This is a genomic window from Pantoea sp. UBA5035, from assembly GCF_002415245.1.
Lineage (GTDB): Bacteria > Pseudomonadota > Gammaproteobacteria > Enterobacterales > Enterobacteriaceae > Pantoea > Pantoea septica.
On sequence record NZ_DICD01000001.1, the window covers coordinates 54,999 to 79,484 of the forward strand.

23 protein-coding genes are annotated in these 24,486 nt (G+C 62.7%); 8 read left to right on the forward strand and 15 right to left on the reverse strand.

Translation table 11 applies throughout. From position 1 onward, the window contains the following. Positions 1-14: 14 nt before the first annotated feature. Entirely contained in the window at positions 15-1,367 is a 1,353-nt protein-coding gene (locus B3229_RS00270) for an MFS transporter (RefSeq protein WP_286867617.1), read from the forward strand. Positions 1,368-1,394: 27 nt separating this feature from the next. On the opposite strand, the gene B3229_RS00275 is transcribed toward B3229_RS00270, so the two are convergent. The 4 genes from B3229_RS00275 to B3229_RS00290 all read right to left on the reverse strand — a co-directional run bounded on the left by B3229_RS00275 (position 1,395) and on the right by B3229_RS00290 (position 5,781). Then, positions 1,395-2,786 (reverse strand): hypothetical protein, encoded by a 1,392-nt coding sequence (locus tag B3229_RS00275; RefSeq protein ID WP_286867620.1) that lies wholly within the window; start codon positions 2,784-2,786, stop codon positions 1,395-1,397. Further along, positions 2,779-3,699, reverse strand: coding sequence for an alpha/beta fold hydrolase (locus tag B3229_RS00280; protein WP_048783255.1), 921 nt, complete (start codon positions 3,697-3,699; stop codon positions 2,779-2,781). Before B3229_RS00280 ends, B3229_RS00275 begins: the two co-directional genes overlap by 8 nt. A gap of 82 nt (positions 3,700-3,781) precedes the next feature. Next, positions 3,782-4,690, reverse strand: coding sequence for a LysR family transcriptional regulator (locus tag B3229_RS00285; protein ID WP_286867624.1), 909 nt, complete (start codon positions 4,688-4,690; stop codon positions 3,782-3,784). Between the two features lie 2 nt (positions 4,691-4,692). Continuing rightward, entirely contained in the window at positions 4,693-5,781 is a 1,089-nt protein-coding gene (locus tag B3229_RS00290; RefSeq protein WP_286867627.1) for a dipeptidase, read from the reverse strand. A 190-nt stretch (positions 5,782-5,971) separates the two neighbouring features. On the opposite strand from B3229_RS00290, the gene B3229_RS00295 reads away from it, so the two are divergent. The 6 genes from B3229_RS00295 to B3229_RS00320 are packed head-to-tail and all read left to right on the forward strand — an operon-like array spanning position 5,972 to position 12,559. After that, positions 5,972-7,567, forward strand: a complete 1,596-nt coding sequence (locus tag B3229_RS00295) for an ABC transporter substrate-binding protein (RefSeq protein WP_048783259.1) — start codon at positions 5,972-5,974, stop codon at positions 7,565-7,567. Continuing rightward, positions 7,564-8,577: an ABC transporter permease gene (locus B3229_RS00300; protein WP_286867631.1), complete on the forward strand. Its 1,014-nt coding sequence runs from the start codon at positions 7,564-7,566 to the stop codon at positions 8,575-8,577. Before B3229_RS00295 ends, B3229_RS00300 begins: the two co-directional genes overlap by 4 nt. Then, positions 8,577-9,473 carry an ABC transporter permease gene (locus tag B3229_RS00305; RefSeq protein WP_048783263.1) on the forward strand — a complete coding sequence of 299 codons (897 nt, stop codon included), beginning with the start codon at positions 8,577-8,579 and terminating at the stop codon, positions 9,471-9,473. The genes B3229_RS00300 and B3229_RS00305 overlap by 1 nt, the downstream gene beginning before the upstream one ends. After that, complete coding sequence (locus B3229_RS00310; protein WP_286867636.1) at positions 9,474-10,301, forward strand: ABC transporter ATP-binding protein; 828 nt, start codon at positions 9,474-9,476, stop codon at positions 10,299-10,301. A 9-nt stretch (positions 10,302-10,310) separates the two neighbouring features. After that, positions 10,311-11,051 carry an ABC transporter ATP-binding protein gene (locus B3229_RS00315; protein WP_048783265.1) on the forward strand — a complete coding sequence of 247 codons (741 nt, stop codon included), beginning with the start codon at positions 10,311-10,313 and terminating at the stop codon, positions 11,049-11,051. Further along, complete coding sequence (locus tag B3229_RS00320) at positions 11,048-12,559, forward strand: serine hydrolase domain-containing protein (protein ID WP_286867640.1); 1,512 nt, start codon at positions 11,048-11,050, stop codon at positions 12,557-12,559. The genes B3229_RS00315 and B3229_RS00320 overlap by 4 nt, the downstream gene beginning before the upstream one ends. Here the strand turns inward: B3229_RS00320 and B3229_RS00325 are convergent. The 11 genes from B3229_RS00325 to mntP all read right to left on the reverse strand — a co-directional run bounded on the left by B3229_RS00325 (position 12,549) and on the right by mntP (position 23,647). Next, complete coding sequence (locus B3229_RS00325; protein ID WP_286867643.1) at positions 12,549-13,385, reverse strand: fumarylacetoacetate hydrolase family protein; 837 nt, start codon at positions 13,383-13,385, stop codon at positions 12,549-12,551. The genes B3229_RS00320 and B3229_RS00325 overlap by 11 nt on opposite strands. 93 nt (positions 13,386-13,478) lie before the next feature. Then, complete coding sequence (locus B3229_RS00330) at positions 13,479-14,300, reverse strand: M55 family metallopeptidase (RefSeq protein ID WP_286867645.1); 822 nt, start codon at positions 14,298-14,300, stop codon at positions 13,479-13,481. After that, a complete protein-coding gene (locus B3229_RS00335) occupies positions 14,297-15,349 on the reverse strand; it encodes a P1 family peptidase (protein WP_286867648.1) in 1,053 nt (350 codons plus the stop codon). The genes B3229_RS00330 and B3229_RS00335 overlap by 4 nt, the downstream gene beginning before the upstream one ends. A 2-nt stretch (positions 15,350-15,351) precedes the next feature. Further along, positions 15,352-16,236 carry an ABC transporter permease subunit gene (locus tag B3229_RS00340; RefSeq protein WP_286867649.1) on the reverse strand — a complete coding sequence of 295 codons (885 nt, stop codon included), beginning with the start codon at positions 16,234-16,236 and terminating at the stop codon, positions 15,352-15,354. Next, positions 16,233-17,165: an ABC transporter permease gene (locus tag B3229_RS00345; protein ID WP_048783271.1), complete on the reverse strand. Its 933-nt coding sequence runs from the start codon at positions 17,163-17,165 to the stop codon at positions 16,233-16,235. Before B3229_RS00345 ends, B3229_RS00340 begins: the two co-directional genes overlap by 4 nt. Positions 17,166-17,195: 30 nt before the next feature. Next, the gene (locus tag B3229_RS00350) at positions 17,196-18,737 is read right to left on the reverse strand and encodes a glutathione ABC transporter substrate-binding protein (protein WP_286867651.1); all 1,542 of its coding nucleotides are present in this window, start codon (positions 18,735-18,737) and stop codon (positions 17,196-17,198) included. 31 nt (positions 18,738-18,768) lie between these two features. Beyond that, positions 18,769-20,631, reverse strand: coding sequence for an ABC transporter ATP-binding protein (locus tag B3229_RS00355; RefSeq protein ID WP_286867653.1), 1,863 nt, complete (start codon positions 20,629-20,631; stop codon positions 18,769-18,771). Positions 20,632-20,648: 17 nt separating this feature from the next. After that, complete coding sequence (gene dgcA, locus B3229_RS00360) at positions 20,649-21,614, reverse strand: N-acetyl-D-Glu racemase DgcA (RefSeq protein WP_286867655.1); 966 nt, start codon at positions 21,612-21,614, stop codon at positions 20,649-20,651. 1 nt (position 21,615) lies between these two features. Beyond that, positions 21,616-22,623, reverse strand: coding sequence for an N-acetyltransferase DgcN (gene dgcN / locus B3229_RS00365; RefSeq protein ID WP_048783278.1), 1,008 nt, complete (start codon positions 22,621-22,623; stop codon positions 21,616-21,618). Positions 22,624-22,874: 251 nt separating this feature from the next. Then, positions 22,875-22,952: a stress response protein AzuC gene (azuC, locus tag B3229_RS21245; RefSeq protein ID WP_120457375.1), complete on the reverse strand. Its 78-nt coding sequence runs from the start codon at positions 22,950-22,952 to the stop codon at positions 22,875-22,877. 119 nt (positions 22,953-23,071) lie between these two features. Next, positions 23,072-23,647 carry a manganese efflux pump MntP gene (gene mntP, locus B3229_RS00370; protein ID WP_048783280.1) on the reverse strand — a complete coding sequence of 192 codons (576 nt, stop codon included), beginning with the start codon at positions 23,645-23,647 and terminating at the stop codon, positions 23,072-23,074. 303 nt (positions 23,648-23,950) lie between these two features. On the opposite strand from mntP, the gene B3229_RS00375 reads away from it, so the two are divergent. Next, the gene (locus tag B3229_RS00375; RefSeq protein ID WP_033753469.1) at positions 23,951-24,193 is read left to right on the forward strand and encodes a DUF1158 domain-containing protein; all 243 of its coding nucleotides are present in this window, start codon (positions 23,951-23,953) and stop codon (positions 24,191-24,193) included. The last annotated feature ends 293 nt before the right edge of the window (positions 24,194-24,486 follow it).

The window sequence follows — 24,486 nt, forward strand, 5'->3', positions numbered from 1 at the left end:
TACGGGAGAATGCCATGGAAAATACCTCAACCCGCGACGCTAAAAATCCGGTCGTCGGAACGCCGCCAGAGCAGGAATATGTGCCGGCGCGCAGCGATATCGTGCGCTCGCCGCGCATTCGCAAGATACAGATCACCGCCATGCTGCTGCTGCTGTTCGCAGCCATCATTAACTATCTCGACCGCAGTTCGCTCTCGGTCGCCAACATGACCATTCGCGAGGAGCTGGGGCTGAACGCCACCGAGATCGGCATGCTGCTCTCCGCCTTTTCGCTGGCGTATGGGCTGGCGCAGCTGCCCTGCGGCGCGTTGCTGGACCGTAAAGGGCCGCGCATTATGCTTGGCCTCGGCATGTTCGTCTGGTCGCTGTTTCAGGCGGCCGCCGGGCTGGTGCATAACTTCACCCAGTTTATTCTGGTGCGCATCGGCCTCGGCATCGGCGAAGCGCCGATGAACCCGTGCGGCGTAAAGGTGATCAACGACTGGTTCAACATTAAAGATCGCGGCATGCCGATGGGCTTCTTCAACGCCGCCTCGATGATCGGCCTGTCGGTGGCGCCGCCGGTGCTGGCCGCGATGATGCTGGCGTTCGGCTGGCGCGGTATGTTTATTACCATCGGCGTGCTCGGCATGTTTCTGGCGATTGGCTGGTACCTGATTTATCGCGACCGCGACAACAATAAGCTCAGCGCGGAAGAGATCCACTATCTGCAGGCGGGCAGCGTGGCGTCGCGTAAAGAGCCGCTGAGCTTCGCCGAATGGCGCGGCCTGTTTAAGCAGCGCACCATGTGGGGCATGATGATCGGCTTTAGCGGCATCAACTATACCGCCTGGCTCTATATCGCCTGGCTGCCGGGCTATCTGCAGTCGACCTACCATCTGGATCTGAAGAGCACCGGCCTGCTGGCGGCGATTCCGTTCCTGTTCGGCGCGGCGGGCATGCTGCTGAACGGCTACGCGGTGGATGCGCTGGTGCGCCGCGGCTTCGACGCGGTGAAAACCCGCAAGGTGTGCATTATCTCCGGCATGCTGCTGTCGGCGGCCTTTACCGCCTTCGTGACGCGCGCCACCGATACCACCAGCGCCGTTACGCTGATCGGGATGGCGCTCTTCTGCATCCACTTCGCGGGCACCTCCTGCTGGGGGCTGATCCACGCCAACGTGACGGCGCGCATGACCGCGTCGGTCGGCAGCATCCAGAACTTTGCCAGCTTTGTCTTCGCCTCGTTCGCGCCGGTCATCACCGGCTGGGTGCTGGATACCACGAAGTCGTTCAGCCTCGCGCTGATGATCTGCGCCGGTATCGCCGTAGTGGGCGCCCTCGCCTATCTGGTGCTGGTGCGCAAGCCGATTACCGACGGCGTATAGCAATAAAGCAGCCGGGCGCTCGCCCGGCTAGCTCAGTTTATGCAGCGTCACGCCGTGGCGCGCGCCGTAGCGCTCAATGCCGGAAATGATCTTCTCCACGCTCAGCGGCGGCGGCGGCGCGAAGAGCGGCGCCCGCGCCCGCAGCGCCGCGTCAAAGTGCGCGAAAGCGGCCAAATCATGCGGATAGCGCTCGGTATCGACGCCGACGAACGCCCCCTCATTCATCGCGCGATCGAGCAATCCCCGCCAGCGCTCAAGCGGCGCCAGCCCGATACTCTCCGTCCCGGTTGAATAGAGCAGCATATCGATATCGCGATAGCGCGGCTGCCGGTCGAGGAAGCGCGTCAGCGAGGCGGCGGAAGGCTCGGCGCCCGACATCAGCCAGAACGGAATGGCGTGCTGACGCATAGCGCACCAGGGATCCATCAGCAGATAGCTGCCCACCGTCAGGCGCGTCGCATTGATGCCCGCCGCCAGATACCAGTCGCGATAGATCTCCGCCACCACGAAGCTTAGCGCCTCGGGATCCTGATAGCGTATCTCCATCAGCTGCCAGCCCTGATCCGCCGCCAGCTTTTTCAGCGGCGATTTCAGATATTCGTCCAGTCCCCACTCCGCTTCCGGCACCCGATCGGTGGGCGCGGGCGCCTGCCACTGTTCGCGATCGCTGCCATAACGCGCCAGCAGTTCCGCTACGCGTCCGCCGCCCTGCAGATACTCCTTCTCCGTTGCGCCGCCCAGCGCGCCGAACTGGAAGAAAGAGCGATCGCTGGTGCGCGTTACCGGCCACTGCTGCGTGCAGTGGCTGATAAACAGCGTGCTTTTGCCCGGCAGGCTGCGCATCAGGAACTCATTAAAGGCGAGCGGTAGCGCGCGCAGCTTCAGATGGAAGTAGCGCAGTTTGTCGAGCATCAGCCGGTCCTGATTGGGATCCTGGATCTGATGCACCGCCAGACGCGGCCACGCGGCCAGCAGCGCCGCCGCTACCGCTTTGCCCTGCTCAAAGCTTGCCTGAGCGTCGTCGGGATCGCTGTGCGGCGAACGCACGGGACAGAGAAAGGTCTGCGGCAGCCAGGGCGCGCCCGCCGCGGCGGCCAGATGGGTCAGCGCGCCGTTCGACGAGCCGATAAAGGCGGCGGGATAGTCGCGTTCCGGATATTCGCTCACCATCCATTCGGCGATGCCTTCGATATCGAGATCGCCCGCCTGCGATTCGGTGATGCCTTCCGCCATGCCGCCGACTGCATAGCCCCACTCTCTCAGCCGGGTCGGCAGGCGGTCGAGCGACGGCAGCAGGCGATCGCGCATCGGCGACGCCTCGGCGTCGTCGACCGGCTTATCATGCAGCGTGTGGGCCAGCGCCATCAGCATGGCGGTGGCGGAGTCGAAGCGGGCGATGCCTTTGGGCAGTTTACTCATCCTGATTCTCCTGCTGAATGCGCGTCAGAAAGGGACGGATGGCGTGGCGGAAGCTCCACGGATAGACATAGTGCAGCGTATGGGTGCCGCCGCGCAGCGTCAGCACCTCGCCGCGCGGCATCAGCGCGCCCAGCTCGTCAACCCAGCGCGCGGGCGACACCGTGTCGCGCGAGCCGCGCAGCAGCAGCGTCGGCGCGTTGATATAGGGCAGACGGTGTTCAATGCGATCCTGCAGTAGCAAACGATGGGTTTTCAGCGCGCGCCACAGGCCGGCTTTGGCGAGGTCGACGTGCATCAGCGACGTGGAGGAGCGATGGCGTTCGAGACGGCTGTTGCGCCAGCCGCGCCACGCCTGACGCAGCAGGCTGCGCGCGTGACGATCCACCGTCGGGCCCTGGAAAACCAGCGCGGCCACCGCTTCGGGATGCCTGACGGCCAGCGCGGCGAGCACCTGACAGCCGGAGGCGCTGCCGATCCAGATAGCGCGCGTCAGCTGGTTATGCTGCAGCCATTGCCAGAGCGCGTCGGCCTGCTCTTCGACCGACAGCACAGGCACCGATGCCGGCAAGACGCTGGCGCCGAAACCGGGCAGATCGGGCACCAGCACGCGATAGTTGTTGCTCAGCGCCAGCGCCAGCTCCTCCATCGAGCGTCCCGACATCACCAGCTCGTGTACCAGCACCAGCGGCAGGCCGGGCGCGTCATGGGGCGTGACGCGGGTAAACATGCGCCACTCGCCAACCTGTTGAAAATAACCGGCCAGTCCGGCGTGATGGCTGCGCGGCGAAACGGGCGGCGTCTGTTTTAACCGCCGCCACTGCTGAACGCCCCACCAGGTTGCCGCTGCGCCCAGCCCCAGACCGGCCAGCAGCGCGCCGCTTTTCCAACGCGTCGGTTGTTCCTTACGCCTCATTACCCGCTCCTGAATAGAGTTGTGTCAATTCAGTGTAGGCGGCGAAATCGTGACCAGCAGGCGAGGCGGGAGAAAGTTATTGTCAGGGACGCGCCAGCCGCGCCTCGCACTGCTGCGCGATTTCCCACAGGCGATGGCGGATAACCTGCTTCAGGTGCAGCGTGGACTGCGACTGCGGTCGATCGCGACGGCTAATGAGCATTACCTCGAACGGCAGCGGCTGCGCGACCGGCAGCAGCGTCAGCTGATCGGCGTAGCGGCAGGCGGTAAAAAGGTCGACCACGCCGACGCCGCCGCCCGCCAGCACCATATCGGCGATAACGGAGTAGGTTTTAATCGAGAGGGAAACGGCCGGATAGAGCCGCTTATCGTAAAGGGCGCGGTGCAGCACGCGGCCAAGCGGATCCTGCGCCTGCATCAGCAGCAGATTATTGGCGCACAACCACTCCAGCGACACGGGCTCTTCGCGGCTGAGATGGGGAGGCAACAGCGCCACCATTGAGGAGTGGAATAGCGGCTCCGCCAGCAAGTCCGCATCGACCTGCTGACCAAACACCAGCGCAAAATCGAGCTGGTCGTCAAGGATGTTGCGGCACAGCGTGGAAAAATGCTCGGTCACAAGCTCGACGTTGACCGCCGCCGCCTGATGCCGATAGCGCACCAGCGCGGGCGCCATCACCATCTGACCAAAAGCGTGCGCCGCGCCGACGCGCACCGTCTGCCCTTCGCCGCGCCGCAGCTGATCCGCCAGCTGGTTAATCGCCTGAAGGCGATGGTAAAGCGCGTCGATTTCAGGCAGCAGTCGCCGTCCTTCAGCGGTGATCGCCAGGCCTTGCGCGCGCCGTTCGAACAGCGCAAAACCCAGCTGCTGCTCGGCATGATTGAGCACGCGGCTGACGTTAGGCTGCGACACGTTTAGCAGCCGCGCCGCGCCGCTGATGCTGCCCGCCTGAACGATCGCCTGGAAAACTTCAATATGACGCAGACGCATGGTTATTCGCCCCAGGTCGCTTCCAGCACGCGCAGCCAGTTGCCATAGCAGATTTTATGCAGCAGCTCAGCGCTATAGCCGCGCGCCGCCAGCGCGGCGACCAGCCGAGGGAAGCCGGCGACGTCGCGAAAATCGTCCGGCATGGTGGCGCCGTCGAGATCGGAGCCGAAACCAACGCCATCTTCGCCGACCTTGTCGAGAAGATACTCAACGTGGCGGACAATGTCCTCCAGGCTGGTCGGCGCGTCGCGCCTGCCGTCTTCGCGCAAAAAAGGCACGGCGAAATTCACCCCGACAAAGCCGCGCGTCTCGGCGATCGCCGCCAGCTGGCGATCGGTCAGGTTGCGCGACTGGGCGCTGAGCGCGTGGGCGTTCGAGTGGCTCGCCACCAGCGGCGCGTCGCTGATGGCGGCAGTGTGCCAGAAGCCTTTTTCATCCATATGGGAGAGATCGACCAGAATGCGGCGCCGGTTACAGTCGCGCACCAGCTGCTTGCCCGCGTCGGTCAGTCCGTTGCCGATATCGGGCGACGACGGATAGCGAAAGGGAACGCCTTCGCCGAACTGGTTAGGGCGGCTCCACAACGGACCCAGGCTGCGCAGCCCGCTGGCGTAAAGAATATCGAGCAGCTCGCCATCAACATCGAGCGCCTCGGCGCCCTCGATGTGCATCACCATCGCCAGCCTGCCGCGGGCCATACAGTCGCGAATGTCCCGCACGCTGCGGCAGATTTTGATCTGCTCCGGCGAAGTCTGCTCGATGCGCAACAGCAGCGCCAGCATGGCGAAGGTCGCGTCGCGCGCGGTGGCGTTCGCCTCCTGAGAGAGAGCGACAGGAAGTGGCGCGCTTCTTGCAGCACTCCCATCATCCGCGGCGGCAAGCGAGGCCTGCCCTGGCGCCCAGGCGGCGAAAAGGCCGCCCGCCATCTTGCCCTGACGCAGGCGCGGAAAATCGAGCTGACCTGACGCGGTGCCCTGCAAAAACGCGTTAACCGCGTCGGGGCGGTGATGCTGCCACAACCGACAGAGCACGTCGTTATGACCGTCGAATACGGGAACGTCCGGCCACGCCTGATGATGATTTTCCGACATTTTTTAGATTCCGTTGGCAAAGGGTATTGCACAAAAGCGGCATGCAGGCGGCGCGGACGCACCAAAACAGAGCAGGCGTTTTATGCGGCGGAGAGAGCGATTATTAATCGCCTGCGGCCAGACGCCTGTCAAGCGAAAAAACAGAGTGATTCTATTTTTTAATTTTAATAATCAATAACCTGGAGTGGAAATGGTCACCAGAAGACGCTTTATCGCAGGCTGCGCTGCCGCGCCGGTTTTATCTTCGCTAAGCTTCAACCCCGCCTTCGCCGCCGCGCCAGCCGGCATGCTGGTCATGGCGATGCAGCTTGACAATATGACCAGTCTCGACCCGCATGAAAGCTTTGAAGCGACCGGCGGTCAGATCTGCGGCAATCTTTACCAGAAGCTGGTGCAGCCTGATCCGCAGCAGGCGGATAAGATTGTCGGCATGCTGGCGCAAAGCTGGGAGGCGAACGGCGACAACACGCTATTTACTTTCCGCCTCGATCCGGCGGCCAAATTCGCCGACGGCACGCCGGTGACCGCCGAGGATGCGGCCTTTTCCATCGAGCGCATCGTCAGGCTGGATAAGAGCCCGGCCTTTATCATTAACCAGTTCGGCTTTACTAAAGAAAATGTCGCCAGCAAGGTGACGGCGAAAGACGCCCATACCCTGGAGATGGCGCTGGGCGCGCCCGCCTCAGAATCCTTCCTGCTCTACTGCCTCTCCGCCACGGTCGGCAGCATCGTGTCGAAAAAAGCCTGCCTCGCCAACCAGCAAAACGGCGACCTCGGCAACGCCTGGCTGAAGCAGCACAGCGCCGGATCCGGCGCCTTCACGCTGCGCAGCTGGAAAGCGAGCGAAACGGTGATTCTGGAGCTGAGCCCGCAGTACGCTGGCAAGAGCGCGATCAAGCGCGTCATCCTCAAGCATATCGCCGACCCCGCCGCGCAGTCGCTGATGCTGCAAAAAGGCGACGTGGATGTCGCCTACGATCTCACCACCGAGCAGTTAAAACCGCTGCAGTCCAGCAGCGAGGTGACGCTGGTGAAGCAGCCGCTTTCCGCCATCATGCTGATGTCCTGCAATACCACCCATCCGCTGCTGCAGAAGCCGCAGGTGTGGCAGGCGCTTAAGTGGGCGATCGACTACGACAGCATCCAGAAAAATATTCTGTCGCTGACCTACAACGTTCATCAGAGCTTTTTACCTTCCGGCTTTCCGGCCGCGCTCGACGACACCCCTTTTCATCGCGATGTCGATAAAGCGAAAGCGCTGCTGGCGGAAGCGGGTTACCCGGAGGGTTTCGAGATCACTCTTGACCACTATTCGATGCAGCCCTATCCCGATATCGCCCAGGCGATTCAGACCCAGCTCGGCGCCATCGGCATCAAGGTGTCGTTGATCGCCTCGGAGAACCGTCAGGTGCTGACGAAGATGCGCGCGCGTCAGCATCAGCTGGCGATCACCTCGTGGGGCGCGGACTACTTCGATCCGAACTCCAATACGGAAGCGTTCTGCGTCAACACCGACAACACCACCGCCGCGCGCAACCGCACCCTGGCATGGCGCTGCGGCTGGTCAGACGACGAATTTAACCAGCTCACCGCGCAGGCGCTGCACGAAAGCGACCCGGCGCAGCGTCTCGCGCTGTATGAAAAAATTCAGCAGCTGCATCGGGAAAAGAGTCCGTTCATTTTTATGATGCAGCAGATTCAGACCACCGCCTGCGCGAAGAGCCTCTCTGACGTGCATATGACCGTGCTGGAACAGTGGCCTTATCAGCAGGTGAAAAAAGCGTGACGGGCGCGGCAAAACGCGGCGTCAGCGCGCTGGGCAGCCTGCTGCTGACGCTGTTCGGCCTGACGGTGCTGACCTTTTTTATTGGTCGGGTAATGCCGACCGATCCGGTGCTGGCGGCGGTTGGCGACAACGCGCCGCAGTCGGTAGTGGAGCGCGCGCGCGCGGAGATGGGGCTGGATCAGCCGCTCTACGTGCAGTTCGGCCACTATCTCAACCAGCTGCTGCATGGCGACCTGGGCCGTTCCGTGCTGACGTCGAACAGCGTGACCAACGATATCGCCCGCTTTTTCCCGGCCACCATGGAGCTGGCGACGGCGGCGATCGTCATTGCCGCGCTGATCGGCATTCCTCTCGGCGTCTGGGCGGCGGTGCGCCAGGGTACCTGGCTCGATCAGACCATTCGCGTCATCTGCCTGGCGGGCCATTCGCTGCCGGTATTCGTGCTGGCGCTGCTCAGCCTGCTGCTGTTCTACGCCGTGCTCGGGATTGCGCCGGGGCCGGGGCGGCAGGACATCATCTGGCAGGATATGATCCCGCAGGTTACCGGATTTCTCACCATCGATTCGCTGCTGGCGGGCGAATATGACGCCTTCCGCGACGCGCTGGCGCATATGGCGCAGCCGGTCTGCATCCTCGCCTACTTCAGCATGGCCTACATCACGCGTATGACCCGCACCTTTATGCTCAACGCGCTCAGCGGCGAGTTCGTGATTACCGCGCGCGCCAAGGGGCTGTCGTCGCGCCGCGTCATCTGGCGTCACGCGTTCCCAACGGTCGCGGTTCAGCTGATTACGGTGCTGGCGCTGACCTATGCCGGGCTGCTGGAGGGCGCGGTGGTGACGGAAAATGTCTTCGCCTGGCCGGGCCTCGGGCAGTATCTCACCACCTCGTTAATGAACGCCGACATGAATCCGGTGGTGGGCGCCACGCTGCTGGTCGGCACGGTTTACGTGCTGCTCAACCAGCTCGCCGACCTTCTCTATCGACTCTGCGATCCACGGATAAAATAATGTTTATTTCACGTAACTGGCTGCTGGCCGATTCGCCGACCAACCGCCGCCAGGCGGTTTGGGGCCGACGCTATCGCCTGTGGCTCAACCTGCGCGGCAATCCGCTGGCGACAGGCGGTATGGCCGTTATTCTGCTGATGCTGCTGCTGGCCATCGCCGCGCCGCTGCTGACGCCTTACGATGCCGGCGCGCAGCATCTGGAAAACCGTCTGGCGGCGCCGTCCGCCGCGCACTGGCTCGGCACGGACGAGCTTGGACGCGATCTCTGGACGCGCATTATTTACGGCGGCCGCACCACGCTCGGCATGGTTATCGCCGTCGTGGCGCTGACCGCCCCGCTCGGCCTGCTGATTGGCTGTATCGCCGGCTATCTCGGCGGCATCGTCGATAAGGCGCTGATGCGCGTCACCGATATTTTTCTCGCCTTCCCGCGCCTGATCCTGGCGCTGGCCTTCGTCGCCGCGCTCAAGCCGGGCGTCGAGAGCGCGGTGCTGGCGATCGCCCTTACCGCCTGGCCGCCTTATGCCCGGCTGGCGCGCGCGGAAACGCTGCAGTTTCGCCACAGCGACTTTATCGCCGCCAGCCGCCTGACCGGCGCGTCGCCGCTGCGCATTATTCTGCGCCACATTATGCCGCTCTGCGTGCCGAGCCTGATCGTGCGCGTCACGCTCGATATGAGTTCTATCATCATCACCGCCGCCAGCCTCGGTTTCCTCGGCATGGGCGCGCAGCCGCCGTCGCCGGAATGGGGAACCATGATCGCGACCGCGCGCCGCTTTCTCTTCAGCGAATGGTGGGTGCCGCTGATGCCGTGCATTGCTATTTTTGTCACCTCGCTGGCCTTTAACTTTCTCGGCGACGGCCTGCGCGACGTCCTCGATCCCAGGGAGCGCTAAATGCTGGTGGAAATAGAGAATCTACGCATCGCCTTTCGCAGCCGCGCGGAAAGGTTCGAGGCGGTGCGCGGCGTCAGTTTTAGCGTCGGCAAAGAGAAATTCGCCATCGTCGGCGAGAGCGGCTCCGGCAAATCGCTCACCGCGCGCAGCCTGATGCAGCTGCTGCCGGGCAACGCCGAGGTCAGCGCCGACGTGCTGCGTTTTGACGGCATCGACCTGCGCGGCGCCAGCGAGAAAACGCTGCGGCAAATTCGCGGCAGACGCGTCGGCTTTATTCTGCAGGATCCGAAATATTCGCTTAACCCGGTGATGACTATCGGCCAGCAGATCGCCGAGGCCTGGCGCGAGCACAAAGGCGGCAGCAGAAAAGCGGCGATGCAGGCGGCGATCGGCCTGCTGGAGCAGGTGAAAATTCGCGACGCCGCCGCCGTGGCGCTGCGCTATCCGCATGAGGTTTCCGGCGGCATGGGGCAGCGCGTGATGATCGCCATGATGCTGGCGCCCGATCCCGAACTGCTGATCGCCGATGAGCCTACCAGCGCGCTCGACGCGACGGTGCAGGCGGAGATTCTGCGCCTGATCGACGACCTGGTTTCCGCGCGCGGCATGGGACTCATCCTTATCAGCCACGACCTGCCGCTGGTGTCGCACTTCTGCGACCGCGTGGCGGTGATGTACGCCGGACGTATCGTCGAGCAGCTTGACGCCCGGCAGCTGCACCAGGCGCAGCATCCCTACACGCAGGGGCTGCTGGCCTGCCTGCCGTCGCTGCGTCACCCGCGCGCGCGCCTGCCGACGCTGCAGCGCGACGACGCATGGCGCGATTAGGAGAAAGCTATGTTTGAAATCAACAATCTGGACGTCAGTTTCGGCGCGCACCGCGCCGTCAAAGCGGTCACGTTCCAGGTAGGCAGCGGCGAGAGCTTCGGCATGGTGGGCGAAAGCGGCTCCGGCAAATCGACGGTGTTGCGCGCGCTGGCGGGACTGAACAACGACTGGCGCGGTGAAATTCGCTTCGGCGGCATGGCGCTGAGCGCCCGACGCGGCCGCCCTTTTTTCCGTCAGGTGCAGATGGTATTTCAGGATCCCTACGGTTCGCTGCATCCCCGCCAGACAATCGACCGTATTTTGCATGAGCCGCTGCTGGTGCATCGCCTCGATCGCGCCGAGCAGCGCATTAATCAGGCGCTGAGCGACGTCGGCCTGCCCGCCGCCGCGCGCTTCCGCTATCCGCATCAGCTTTCCGGCGGGCAGCGCCAGCGCGTGGCGATCGCCCGCGCGCTGATCGCCGAACCGGAGGCGCTGCTGCTGGATGAGCCGACCTCCGCGCTGGACGTTTCCGTTCAGGCGGAAATTCTCAATTTGCTTAGCGATCTGCGCAGCGCACGTAATCTTACCTATATTCTGGTTACGCATAATCTGGCGGTCGTTGCCCATCTTTGCCAGCGTATCGGCGTGATGCAGCATGGCGAAATGGTAGAACAGTTAAGCGCGGACGACCTGCGCGCGCGGCGTATTCATCATCCGCATACCGCGCAGCTGTTCGATTTGAGCATTGGACTAGAGGAGCCGGCATGACGCTGGAGTGGCAACGGGCGGCAGCGGTCGCCGAAGAAATCGTTCAGGGCTGGCAACGGCCCGGCGCGCCGGGCGGCGCGATAGTGCTGTTCGACGCGCGTCAGGTACATTCGTCGCACTGCGCCGGACTGGCGGATCTGGCGCAGCAGACGCCGTTTACCCTCGACAGCGTGGTGCGCTTCGCCTCCATTACCAAACATCTTTTCGCTGCGCTGGCGACCGGGCCGGGACGCCGCTATCTGTCGCCTGACGACAGGCTGGCGGATCAGCTGCCGCAGCTGGGCGGCGCCAACGGCCAGGTCACCGTCGGCCAGGCGCTGGATATGTCGAGCGGGCTGCCGGATCTGCGCGAAACGCTGTCGCTGATCGGCCTGTCGGTCTACAACGCTACCACCGACGCCGATCTGCTGGCGTTTCTCGCCGCGGAGAGCGAGCTAAACTACCCGCCCGGCAGCGAAGTCTCTTACACCAATACCGGCTATCGGCTGGTGGAGGAGGCGCTAAAAGCCAAAGGGGTGCATTTCGACGCGCTGCTGCAGCAGTATATCTGCCAGCCGCTGGATATCAGCCTGACCGCCCCGGAAACCTGGTTCGACGTGGTGCCCGGCCTGGCGCCGGGCTACTGGTTCAACGGCAGCCGCTGGCAGCTCGCCAGCGCAGGCCTTCATCTCTCCGCCTCCGGCAGCGTCGCCGGCAGCCTGCGCCATCTGACGCGCTGGCTGCAGGCGATGCTGAGCGACCATGGCCCCGGCGCGGGCGTGCTGCGGCGCCTCAGCGCGCCGCGCCTGCTGGCGGACGGACGCGTCAGCGGCTACGGGCTGGGTCTGGCCAGCACGCAGATCGGCACCCAGACGCTGTTTGGCCACGGCGGCTCGCACGCGGGCTATAAAAGCTATTTTCTGCTGCATCCTGAACGCCAGGCGGGCGTGGCGCTGGTGGCGAACCGCGAAGATGTCGCCACCTCTGAAGGCGCGCTGCGCGTGATGGCGGCGCTGCTTAACCGCGCGCTGCCGGAGAAAGGGCACGATCTCGCGCCCGGCCTCTATGTCGGGGAACAAGAGGCGGAATGGCTGGAGATCGCTGGCGACGCGGCGACCTGGCTCGGCGCGAGCGAAGCGCTGTGGCGCGGCGGCGCGCAGGGCGAGGCGCGTTCGCTCTCCAGCACCTTTCCGCTGCGGCTGCGTCATGAAGGCGCCGCCATCGTCGGCGAGATCGGCCATGCGCCGCGCCGCTTTGTGCCGGCGCAGCCCGACGGCGCCAGCTTACAGGCGATGCAGGGACGCTGGTTCCTGCCGCAGTGGCGCAGCGAAATGGTGATTGAGGGCGAGAGGCTAACCATGGGCATCGGCCCGGCGGCGATTATCGCCAGCCTGCAGTCGCTGAGCGGCGACCGCGTGCTGGCGACCGCGCAGGACGGTCCCTGGCAAAAGCGCTTTATGCTGAAGCGCGACGGCAACCGGCTGCGTCTGCTGCTTAACCGCAGCCGGGTAGTGCAGTTTACGCGATAACGTTACGCAGCCTGCCGATTTTCTCAATCTCGACTTCCACTACGTCGCCGCTGAACATGAACAGCGGCGGCGTGCGCTTCTTACCGACGCCGCCCGGCGATCCGGTGAAAACGACGTCGCCCGGCGAAAGCGGACTGAACGCGGAGATGTACTCGATAATATTCGCGACGCTATGCACCATGCTGCCGGTGGTATCATTCTGCACTTCGCGCCCGTTCAGGAAGGTTTTGATCCCCAGCGTCTGCGGGTCGCCAATCGCCTCGGCCGTCGTCATCCAGGGGCCAAAGCCGCCGGTCTGCGGCCAGTTCTTCCCGGCGGTAAACCAGGTAAACTGCATGTCGCGCACTGTCGCATCCATAAAACAGCTATAGCCTGCCACGTAGCTCAGCGCCTCATCGGCCTTCACCCGATGCGCCGGTTTGCCGATGATCACCGCCAGTTCGCCTTCGTAGTCGAATTCGCTGGTGGAGGCGGGCTTCATCAGCGGCTGCTCATGGCCGGTCAGGGAGTCCGCGAAGCGGATAAACAGCGTCGGCGCGTTCTGGGTTTCTGAGAACTCTTTACGCTTATCGGCGTAGTTCATGCCGACGCAAAAAACCTTCCCGGGATTATCAATCACCGGCAGAAAACGCAGCGCGTCGAAGGCATAGTCGGCAGGTCGATCGCCAAACGCCGCGAGATCCGCCAGCGAGGAGCGCTGCAGAAAGGTTTTCAGATCCGGGCACTGCGCGCCCATGCGCGTGCCGACATCTACCACGCCGTTTTCCTTTACGATGCCGAAACTTTTAATGCCCTGGTCTGGAAGATAAAAACTGCAAAGCTGCATTACTGCCTCGTTGTTATAGATAAATTCGCGCGCAGGTTAGCAAAAGATGAGATGAAAATCGTACAAACTTCCGCTCATCCGATGACATAAGGTTTAATTTTGTGTCGACGCCAGATTAGAGAAGGCGCTGAGCAGGCTGACCAGCGTCGCCATGCGTTCCGCCTGGTAGCCGACCGTGACGGCGTCGAGGCGCGCGACGCCGGGGATCAGGCAGAAAAGATCCGCCAGCACCGGCCTGCTCGCCTGCAGCGTCAGCCGATAGGGCGCGCTCAGAGAGGCGGCGCATGCCCCGGGCGCGCGTGATACCGCGCGCGCTGACGCTTCGCGAATGCGCTCCCGCGCCGCCTGCGGGCTAAGCGATTCGGCGCAGGTGTGGGAAATCGCGCGCTTTACGCAGACATATTCCGCCTCGGGGTGACGTTCGGCGATCCACTGCTGCAGGCAGTCGTCGCCGCTCACCAGCCACAGCGGCGTGCCCTGTTCCGCCGCCGCCGCCGCGTAAATATCGCTTTCGCCCACCACGCGATCGTTGATCAACATGCGCCAGAAGGCGCGGCCGTTGATGGTGTGCGCCAGTACGCCAGGCTCTCCTGCCGCGCTGTGATAGCCGATCAGCATCAGGCCATCGAAGCGCTGTTGTTCCAGTCCCTCTACCATCGAGAGCGCGCGCGGTTTGCCCTGCACCAGGCGTGCGCGCGCATCCATGTTTGCGGCGCGCAGGTTGGTCATCTGCGCATGGCTGTCGGCGACGACGACTTCGGTCGCGCCTGCTGCGAAGGCGCCGTCGATCGCGGCGTTAACCTCCTGCTCCATTAACTCGCGCGCCAGCTGCCATTCGGCGTGGCCGGGCGCGCACTGTTCAGGACGCATGACGCCCGCGACGCCTTCGATATCGGCCGAGATAAAGATTTTCACGGTGTGACTCCTGCAAGGCGGTCCAGCACATCGCTGAGCGCCGGACGATGGTGGCCGCGAAAGCCGGTAACGGGCTGCGCGCTGAGCAGCGCGTCCAGCACCGCATGTTCAGTAGCGTCGGCCGCTGCCGACAGCATCGGCTCTAACGCGGCGTCCGGCGGCGGTTGCGGCACGGGCCGGGTGGAGAAGGCAACGGCGATGTCGCCGGAGCCGTGCCCCCAGTAGCTGCCAAGCCGTCCCAGACCGGCGCCGGCGCGCTTCGCTATACGCGTCAGCTGGCGCGCGTCGAGCGGCGCGTCGGTCGCCATAACGATAATAATGGAGCCGGCGTCGCGCTGCGGCGTCAGCGACGGCAGCAGCGGCGCGATCTGTTCGCCAAGGCGCACGCCATCCAGCGTCAGCGCCTCCAGCGCGCCGAAGTTCGCCAGCACCAGCACGCCCAGCGTGGCGTTAAGGTCGTCAATACGGCGCGAGGCGCTGCCGATGCCGCCTTTCAGGCTGAAGCAGCTCATGCCGCGTCCTGCGCCGACGCTGCCGCGCGCAAAGTCGGCGTCGGCGCCGTCGAGGGCGGCCTGCGCCATCGCTTCAGTCACCGCCATCGCCTGAATATCGTTGAGCCAGCCGTCATTGCACTCCAGCGCCAGCGGATTGACCGTGGGCAGCGTGCGTCCCAGCTCGGGGTTGGCGCGGATCGCCGCGCGCGCCAGAGTGGTGAATAGCGTGCCGACCGCTAGCGTATTGCTGAGCAGAATCGGCGTCTGCAGCACGCCCAGCTCGGCGACCTGCACCAGCCCGACCGGCTTGGCGAAGCCGTTAAAGACCGCCGCGCCGCACGGCAATGGCTGGGTGAAAAGGTTCTCTCCCGGCGGCACCACCGCCGTTACGCCGGTTTGCCGCTCGCCGCAGTCCAGCGTGTAGTGACCGACGCGCACGCCGGGCACGTCGCTGATGCGATTAGTCGGACCACAGACGCCGCGCGGCTGCCCGAGGCGGCGCGTGGCGCGCCAGCGCTGCAGCAACAGCGCGCATTGTTGTTGGTGAAAGTCCATCTTTAGCTCTTTAATTTAGGGTCCAGCGTGTCGCGTAGCGCATCGCCTAGCAGGTTGAACGCCAGCACCGTCATAAAAATCGCCAGGCCGGGAAAGACGCTGACGTGCCACAGCCCCGCCATCATCATGCTGCGGCTCATGGCGAGGATATTGCCCCACTCCGGCACGTCGGGCTCCGGGCCGAGGCCGATAAAGCTCAGGCCGGCAGCGGTAAGGATGCTGGTGCCGATGCGCATGGTGAAGTAGACGATCACGTTCGGCAGCGTGCCGGGAAGAATGTGCCGCAGCAGGATCACCCGGTCCGGCGCGCCGGCGCAGCGCACCGCTTCGACATAAGCGGCCTGTTTTAACGACAGCGTCGAGGCGCGTACGATACGCGCGAAAACCGGCACGCTGAACACTGCTACCGCGATGATCACGTTGTTGAGGCCGGGACCCAGTATCGCCACCACCGCAATCGCCAGCAGCATGCCGGGAAAGGCGAACAGCACGTCGGCGCCGCGCATAATCAGCATATCGACCCAGCGCCCATAGTAGCCCGCCAGCAGGCCAAGCACGATGCCCGCCAGCATGCCGAGCGTCACCGACACAATACCGACGTAGAGCGAAATACGCGCGCCGTAGATAATCCGGCTCAGCACGTCGCGCCCGAGCTCGTCCGTGCCCATCCAGTGCGCGCCTGACGGCGGCATAGAGAGCGCCGTCCAGTCCGGCTCCATTGGGTTCCAGGGCGCCAGCCAGGACGCGAAGAGCGCGATCAGCACCAGCAACAGCACGAAACCGCCCGACGCCAGCGCCAGCGGATTGCGCGCAAAAGCGTGCAGGAAATCGCGCCACGGCGAACGGATCGCTTCGCTGTCGACGGTGGTTAGCGTCTGCTGGCTCATTTGGCCCCCTGACTGAGACGAATTGCCGGATTGACTACTGCATAGAGCAGATCCACCAGCAGGTTGATTACGATAAATTCAAATACGAACAGCATCACCAGCGCCTGAATCACCGGCTGGTCCTGCGCCTTGATCGATTCAATCAGCAGCCAGCCCAGTCCCGGCCAGTTGAAGACGCTTTCCACCACGATGGAACCGCCGAGCAAAAAACCGAACTGCAGGCCCAGCATGGTGATCACCGGAATCAGCGCGTTGCGCATCACATGTTTCCAGGTGACGCGCGCAGCCCGTAGCCCTTTGGCGCGCGCGGTGCGCACATAATCTTCCTGCGCCACCTCAAGAAACGCCGAGCGGGTAAAGCGCGCCATCACCGCCGCGACCGATGAGCCAAGCGTAATAGCGGGCAGGATGATATCGGCAGGCTGGTTAAAGCCGCTGACCGAGAAGAGGCCGAACGGCATGGCGACGAACTGGATCAACAGCAGCCCAAGCCAGAATGCCGGCATCGAAATGCCGCCGACCGCGGCGCTCATCAGCGTCCAGTCCAGCCAGCCGCCGCGCCGCAGCGCCGCCGTGACGCCCAGCGCCAGTCCCAGCGCCACTGACCAGACGAATCCCGCCAGCGCCAGCCACAGCGTCGGCATAAAGCCTTTGCGAATCACCTCCAGCACCGGCTGCTGGGTGCGGTAGGTGACGCCTAAATCGCCGCGCAGGATACCGCCCAGCCAGTTTACGTACTGCTGCGGCAGCGGATCGTTCAGGCCGAGATGCTGACGCGCCGCCTCAACCGCCTCAATCGGCGCGTCAGGTCCGGCGTAGATACGCGCCGGATCGCCGGGCAGCAGCTTGATAAAGCCGAAGACCAGCAGCGAAACCACCAGCAATACCGGAACCATCTCCAGCAGCCGACGCAGGATGTATGCGAACATAACCTTCCTTTTTTGCTGTGCCGTTCGGCGTTATTTAAAAGCGGCCTGATTAAAGAGCAGATTGCCGTCCGGCAGCATCGACACGCCGCTCAGCTTCGCTGTTTTGCCGACCAGATTGTCCGGCGTGCCGAGAAAGGCGACAGGCGCATCTTTCCACAGCAGCGTCTGCGCGTCGGCGTAGGCGGTCGCGCGCTTTGCCGGTTCGGCGCTCGCCAGACCGCCGGCGATCGCCTTATCCACCGCCGGGTTGCTGTAGTAGGAGACGTTGTATGAGGTCGGCACCCAGGATTCGCTGGCGAACAGCGGACGCAGCGCCCAGTCGGCATCGCCGGTCGAGGTAGACCAGCCGCCGTAGTAGAGATCGTACTCGGCCTGTTTTGGATCCTTTACACCCCACAGTCTGGCGTTGCGCGTGCCGGAATCCATCGGCGTCACGGTGACGCGAATGCCGACGGTCGCCAGCTGCGCCTTAAGAAACTGCGCGGCGCGGACGCTGGCGGTGGCATTGGTGCACCAGAGCTTAAGATCGAGGCCGTTCGGATAGCCCGCCGCCGTGAGCAGGGCTTTTGCCTCTTCCGGCGCGTAGCGATAGTTAGGCGCGCTCTGTTTTTGATAGAACTGCACCCCGGCAGGGATCGCCGAGGTGGCGGGCGTGCCCATACCGGCAAACCCCACTTTCAGCCACAGCTCGCGGTTGATGGCGTAGTTAATCGCCTGACGCACGCGCCTATCCGCCAGCGGCTTGTGCTGAGTATTGATCGCCATGTAGTAGAGATAGATGCTGGGATCGCGCTGGATCGCCAGTTTGCTGTCGCTCTGCACCGCGCCGACAAGATCGGACGGCAGCGGATAGATGGCGTCCACCTGGCCCGACTTCAGCGCCGCAACCCGCGTGGCGTCTTCCGGGCTGGGCGAAAAGATCACGCGATCCACCTTCGGCCAGCCCTTGTTCCAGTAGCCGTTGAATTTCGTCAGCGTCACCCCCTTGCCAGGCTGCCACTCCACAAAGGTAAAAGGCCCGGTGCCGACCGGATGCAGACGCAGCTGCGCCTCGTCGGGAAAGGCTTTCAGCACCGTCGGGCTCCACATCACCGCCGACGGGTGCGCCAGGGTGTTGATAAAGGCGCCGAAGGATTCGCTGAGGTCGATTTGCACTTTATTGGGCGCCAGCACGGTGACGCTTTTGATCATGCGGTAAAGGCTATTGCGCTTCAGGCCTTTTTTCTGGTCGGCGAGCCGATCGAGATTAGCCTTCACCGCCTCGGCGTCGAAGGGCGTGCCGTCCTGAAAGGTCACGCCGTCGCGCAGGGTCAGCGTGAACTGCGTGGCATTGTCGTTGCTGGTATAGCCCGTCGCCAGCCAGGGCGTCAGGGTCATTTTGGCGTCGAACTGAAACAGGCGCTCAAAGATCCCGCTCTGCACCGAATAGCTGATGTTATCGGAGGTATCATGCGGGTCGAGTCCGGTGATATCGGCGTACATCGAAATACGCAGATCCTGCGCCTGCGCGACGCTGACCAGACAGGCTGTTAAACCGAGGGCGAGAGAAGTGCGGCGGAAAAATGGCTTCATAGAGGCTCCTGGTATTGATGAATAGGCGCAATTAACGCTCTTCGGCGACCCAGTGATCGGGCGCGACCTGGCGATAACGGTGTTTGCTCACCGTCTCTTTTACGCTGCGCAGAGGCGACGGGATCTCCCCGTCGTCGAAACGACGCGCTGGACGATGACGCGGATCGACTACCGGCACCGAGGCCAGCAGGCGCTGCGTATAGGGGTGCTGCGGTTGATTAAACAGCGACTGCCGCGGGCCGATTTCGACAATCTGGCCGAGATACATCACCGCCACGCGGTTGGCGATGCGTTCTACTACCGCCATGTCATGGGAGATAAAAATCCAGGCGACGCCAGTCTGCCGCTGCAAATCCATCATCAGGTTGATGACCTGCGCCTGAACCGACACGTCGAGCGCGGAGACCGCTTCATCGGCAATAATAATTTTGGGTTTAAGCGCCATGGCGCGTGCGATGGCGATACGCTGCCGCTGTCCGCCGGAGAACTCATGAGGATAGCGGCGCGCGTGTTCCGGCAGCAGGCCGACGCTCTTTAACAAGGCTTCAACCTGCGGCGTCGCTTCGTCGAGCGAGCGCACCAGTCCGTGCAGCAGCAGCGGTTCCGCAATGGTAAAACCCACGGTCAGGCGAGGGTTGAGCGATGCGTAGGGATCCTGAAACACCATCTGGATTTCACGCCGCAGCGGCTGAAACTGTGCTTCTTTCAGGCTGGCGATCTCGCGGCCGGCAAACAGAATACTGTCGGCGTCGCCGTCGACCAGTCGCATCAGGGCGCGGCCGGTGGTCGATTTGCCGCAGCCGCTTTCACCGACGATCGCCAGGGTTTCTCCCGGCCAGAGGGCGAAGTCGATCTGCTCGACCGCATGCACGCGATGCGTCAGCGCGGAAAAAATGCCGCTGCGTACGGGAAAGCGCACGGTCAGGCCGCGCACGTCAAGCAGCGGTTTCTCTTCGTAACGCGCGGTGATGTGCGCCTCCTCGGCTAGCGCGTCGCCGTGCAGCAGCGGAAAACGCTGCGGCCAGCGCTGGTCGCGCATCTCTCCGGGTTTCGGCACCGCCGCCAGCAGCGCGCGGGTATAGTCATGCTGCGGCGCGGCAAAAATCGCCTCTACCGGCCCCTGCTCGACGACGTTGCCGCGATACATCACCACTACCCGATCCGCCACTTCGGCGACGACGCCCATGTCATGCGTGATAAACAGCACCGCCATCCCTTTTTCTCGCTGCAGCTCGCGCAAAATATGCAGAATGCGCGCCTGCACCGTGACGTCGAGCGCGGTGGTCGGTTCGTCCGCAATCAGCAATTGCGGGTCGCACGCCAGCGCCTGCGCAATCATCACGCGCTGGCGCATGCCGCCGGAGAGCGCGTGCGGAAAGCTTTTCATTACCCGATCGACGTCGGCGATGCGCACCTGACGCAGCAGCGACCGCGCGCGGGCCTGCGCGCCGGCGCCGGAACAGAGCTGATGGTCGCGCAGCGCTTCGGTAAGCTGATCGCCCACGCGCAGCACCGGGTTGAGCGAGGTCATCGGCTCCTGAAAAATCATCGCCATCTCGCGTCCGCGCAGCCTGCGTCGCTGCTCTGCGCTAAGCCGGCTGAGATCGCGCGTTTCGCCCGAGCGGTCGCGAAAGTGGATCGCGCCGCCGTCGATGCGCGCCGAGGCGGACAGCAGCCCCATAACCGCCAGCGAGGTTACCGATTTCCCCGAACCGCTTTCGCCGACCACCGCGACGATTTCACCCGGCTGGATGGCGAAAGAGACGTCGTGCAGCGCCTGATGCGCGCCGCTGCGTCCGCGAAAGCTGACGCTGAGATGCTCTACCGCCAGCACCGGCGCGCCGTCTGACCCGGCAACGCTGGCGGCGCCAGTCAGGCGAGAAGTATTCGTCATCGTTGCTCCCTGTGCGTTTACAGCCAGATGCGGCCTTGTGAATAGGAAAGGAAAGGCGAACTGTCCGCCGCCAGCCAGATGGGGCCATCCAGATCGACATGCTCTGCCTGCGGCGTGACCAGCAGCGCCGCTTCCATCGCCAGCGAAGAGCCGAGCATGCAGCCCACCATCAGCCGCATGCCCTGCTTTTTCGCCTCGTCGACCATCGCCAGCGCCTCCGTCAGGCCACCGCACTTGTCGAGCTTGATGTTGATCATCTCGTAGCGATCGCGCAGCGCGGCGATATCGCTGCGCGTGTGGCAGCTTTCGTCAGCGCAGAGCGGGATGGGATGGGCGATATGCTGTAAGACGGCATCTGCGCCCGCCGGCAACGGCTGTTCAATCATCGCAATGCGATAAGGCAGCAGCGCGGCAAACAGCGGCGGCAGATCCAGCCCGCTCCAGGCTTCGTTGGCGTCGACGATCAAAGTAGCGTCAGGCGCGACGGCGCGGATAGCCGCGACTTTTTCCACAATCGCTTCGCGGTCGAGCTTGATCTTGAGGAGCAGCGCGCCGCGTGACACCGCGTCCTGCGCCGCATCAGCCATCTTCTCTACGCTGTCGAGACTGAGGGTTTCAGCGGTGACGACTGACGGCGGCGCGCTCAACGCGGCCTGCTGCCATAACGTCTTTTTCGCCCGCGCGGCGTCCAGCCGCCACAGGGCGCAATCGAGCGCGTTACGCGCCGCCCCTGCGCTGAGTTCCGTTTGCAGCGCCTGACGGCTGAGACCCGCTTCGATCGCCTCTTTCATCGCGTTAAGCTGGGCGTGGACGCTCTCGACGGACTCGTTGTAACGCGGCGTCGGCGTGCATTCGCCGTGACCGATAAAACCGTCCTGCTCCAGGGTAACGCGGATCACCGCCACGGCGGTGCGGGTGCCGCGCGCGATGGCGAAAGGCCGCGCCAGCGGCAGCGTGAGGAGTTCTGTCAGCATGCGGCGCATCTTAGCCTCGCTCTTTCAATAGCGTAGCGATTGCATCAATGCCGAAACGCACCGGATCCGTCGCCGGTACGCCGAAGGTGTCGCTGAGCTGCGCGCAGTAGTCGCGCGCTTCTTCTTCGCTGAAGTGAGAGGTATTAATCGCGAAACCGGCCAGCTGCGGGTTGTCGCTGGTGACCTGCGCCGCGCGCAGATTGGCTTCCACGCAGTCCGCCAGTCCCACCATCGGCTGATGGGGCAAATGACGCATATGAGGACGCCCCATCTCATGACACATCACCAGCCAGTGCGGCTGCGCGCCATGGATTAACCCCATGCTGACGCCTGCGTAGGAGGGATGAAACAGCGAGCCTTGTCCTTCGACGATATCCCAGTGATCGTCGTCGTTGGCGGGCGATAACGCCTCCGCAGCGCCGGCGATAAAATCGGCGATGACGGCGTCAATAGCGATACCTTCGCCAGCCACCAGGATGCCGGTCTGGCCGGTGGCGCGAAAGTCCGCCTTCATGCCCTGCGCGCGCATCGCGGCTTCCAGCGCCAGCGAGGTATACATTTTGCCGACCGAGCAGTCGGTTCCGACGGTTAACACCCGTTTTCCGCTGCGCTTTTTGCCGCTGCCGACATTGAGTTTCGGCCGCATATGACGGATATCGAACAGCTCGACGCCGTGCGTCTCCGCCAGCGCCACCAGTTCTGGCTCGTCTGCCAGACGATGATGTAGGCCGCTCGCCACGTTCATGCCTGCTTTGATGGCGGCAATAACGCTTTCCAGCCAGTGCTGCGGCAGATAGCCGCCCGCGTTAGCGGTGCCGAGCACCAGCGTTTTCGCGCCGCGCGCCCTGGCCGTAGCGATGTCCAGCTCTTCAAGGCCCAGGGAAACGGTACAGCCCGGCAAACGAATTTCGCCAACGCACTGTTCGGGCCGCCATACCTGAATGCCGCGCGCGGTTTTAGCAGCCAGAGGATCGGTGACGTCGCCGAGAAATAGCAGATAGGGTTGCGGGATAAGCATGATGCGTTCTCTTTCAGACAGGGTTGAGGGTCTGAAACGCACTATTTCACGGTGGGGAAATCGGGACGAATGCTTGTTTAGCTGCTGGTTATAACCTGCGGCTATAGCTAAAAGCTGAGCTTATGATAGCGACCGAATCGACGCTTTATAGAGGAAAAGAGGCGCAGAGAGAGAAAGAAAAAGCTATGGCGCGAGGGCATCACGGCGCGCGGGCTGCCGTGATTGCCTGAGACGGTATAAAGCGTAAACGATCAGTACATCGCGCCTGGCGGGACATATTTGAAGGTTTCGACATAAGCGCGGAAAACATATTTCACTAAGCGTTTCATAGATTACCTGATTCAAAATTTGTTGAAGAAATGCAGCGAAAGTATAGCTTCCGTGCATTTTTCAGGCAATAAATTTTGAACCAGATCACAAAAACGACATTAATTCGCCAGCAGCGGCCTCAGGAGAAGAGGTTGAGATGCTGAATAAGGATGGTGCAGCCAATCGAAATCAGCACCACGCCACCCAGCACTTCTGCCCATTTGCCCAGCACCGGTCCGACTAAACGCCCCACCAGCACCCCGGTAGTCGCCATGATAGTGGTCGCCATGCCGATGGTGAGCGCGGTAGCAATAATATTGACCTGCAGGAAGGCCAGACCTACGCCGACGGCCAGCGCATCAAGGCTGGTAGCGACCGCAGTGGCCGCCAGCACCATAAAGCCGTGACGCTGCGGCGCTTCACACGGCTCTGCCGTCGCCGTCTGGCGAAAACCTTCCATCATCATGCGTCCGCCTAGAAACGACAGCAGGAAAAAGGCGACCCAGTGATCCCAGGCCATGACATAGCGACTGGCGGCGAGACCGGCAGCCCAGCCGATCAGCGGCGTCAGAGCTTCAATCGCGCCAAAAATCAGGCCGGTGCGCAGCGCCTCTTTGAATCCGGGACGATGCAGCGCCGCGCCTTTGCTCAGCGCAGCGGCAAAGGCGTCCATCGACATGCCGAAGGCAAGGATCAGAGTTGCGATAAAAGTCATAATGGCTAGTGTCAGGGTAAAAAGCGTTCAGACGCCCGCTTTTTGCCGCAATAAAGGTTCAGTCTGGTAAAAGTGCGCGCAGTCTACCACGCATCACCCCTGATAAAAAGACAAGAAAATCATGGGTTTAAGTATAGCAAAGGCTATAACTTTTATCGTTCGCTATGTTTTGCCGCTAAGTTAATGGTACTTAAGCCTTTTCTTAAGGCTTAATGCGCCGTTCAGGCGCGCGGCCGCCGCGGGGATTGAACCCTGACGGAGATTGCCGGAAAATGGCCGCGCTGATTAATGCGGAACCTGCTAATGAAAAACCCTTTTGAATCTCTGATTATCCCCGGCGGCATCTTACTGCTTGGCTTTCTCTCTGCGCTGCTGCTGCCTGCGCCTAATTTTGGTTTGACGATGGCCAGAAGTCTGACTCAGCGGCTGCATTTGCAGGATATCAACCAGCTCTACACCCTGATCTTCTGCGTCTGGTTCCTGCTGCTGGGCGTAGTGGAGTTCTATGCGATCCGTTTTATCTATCGCCGCTGGTTTCGCTCGTGATGCTGTGCCCGCCGCTGCGGCTATTGCCCCAGCGCGGGCAGACAGGAATCACAAAAATGTAACATTACTTTTACAGAATCGGCTGAAAAGCAGCGCGTCGTGAAAAATTCTTTATCGATCTCTTTTCGAATAATCTTTTAAAATCATTAGTTTATAAAATAAGGCGATTTACGCCCCTCTCCATGCCATGCACTGCTTCCGTGCATTTATGCAACATCATATTCGGTTAACCCGCTGAGTTTTCGATAAAAAATTCCTTATGCCAATCAGCCTGAGATGATTAATTCTTATGC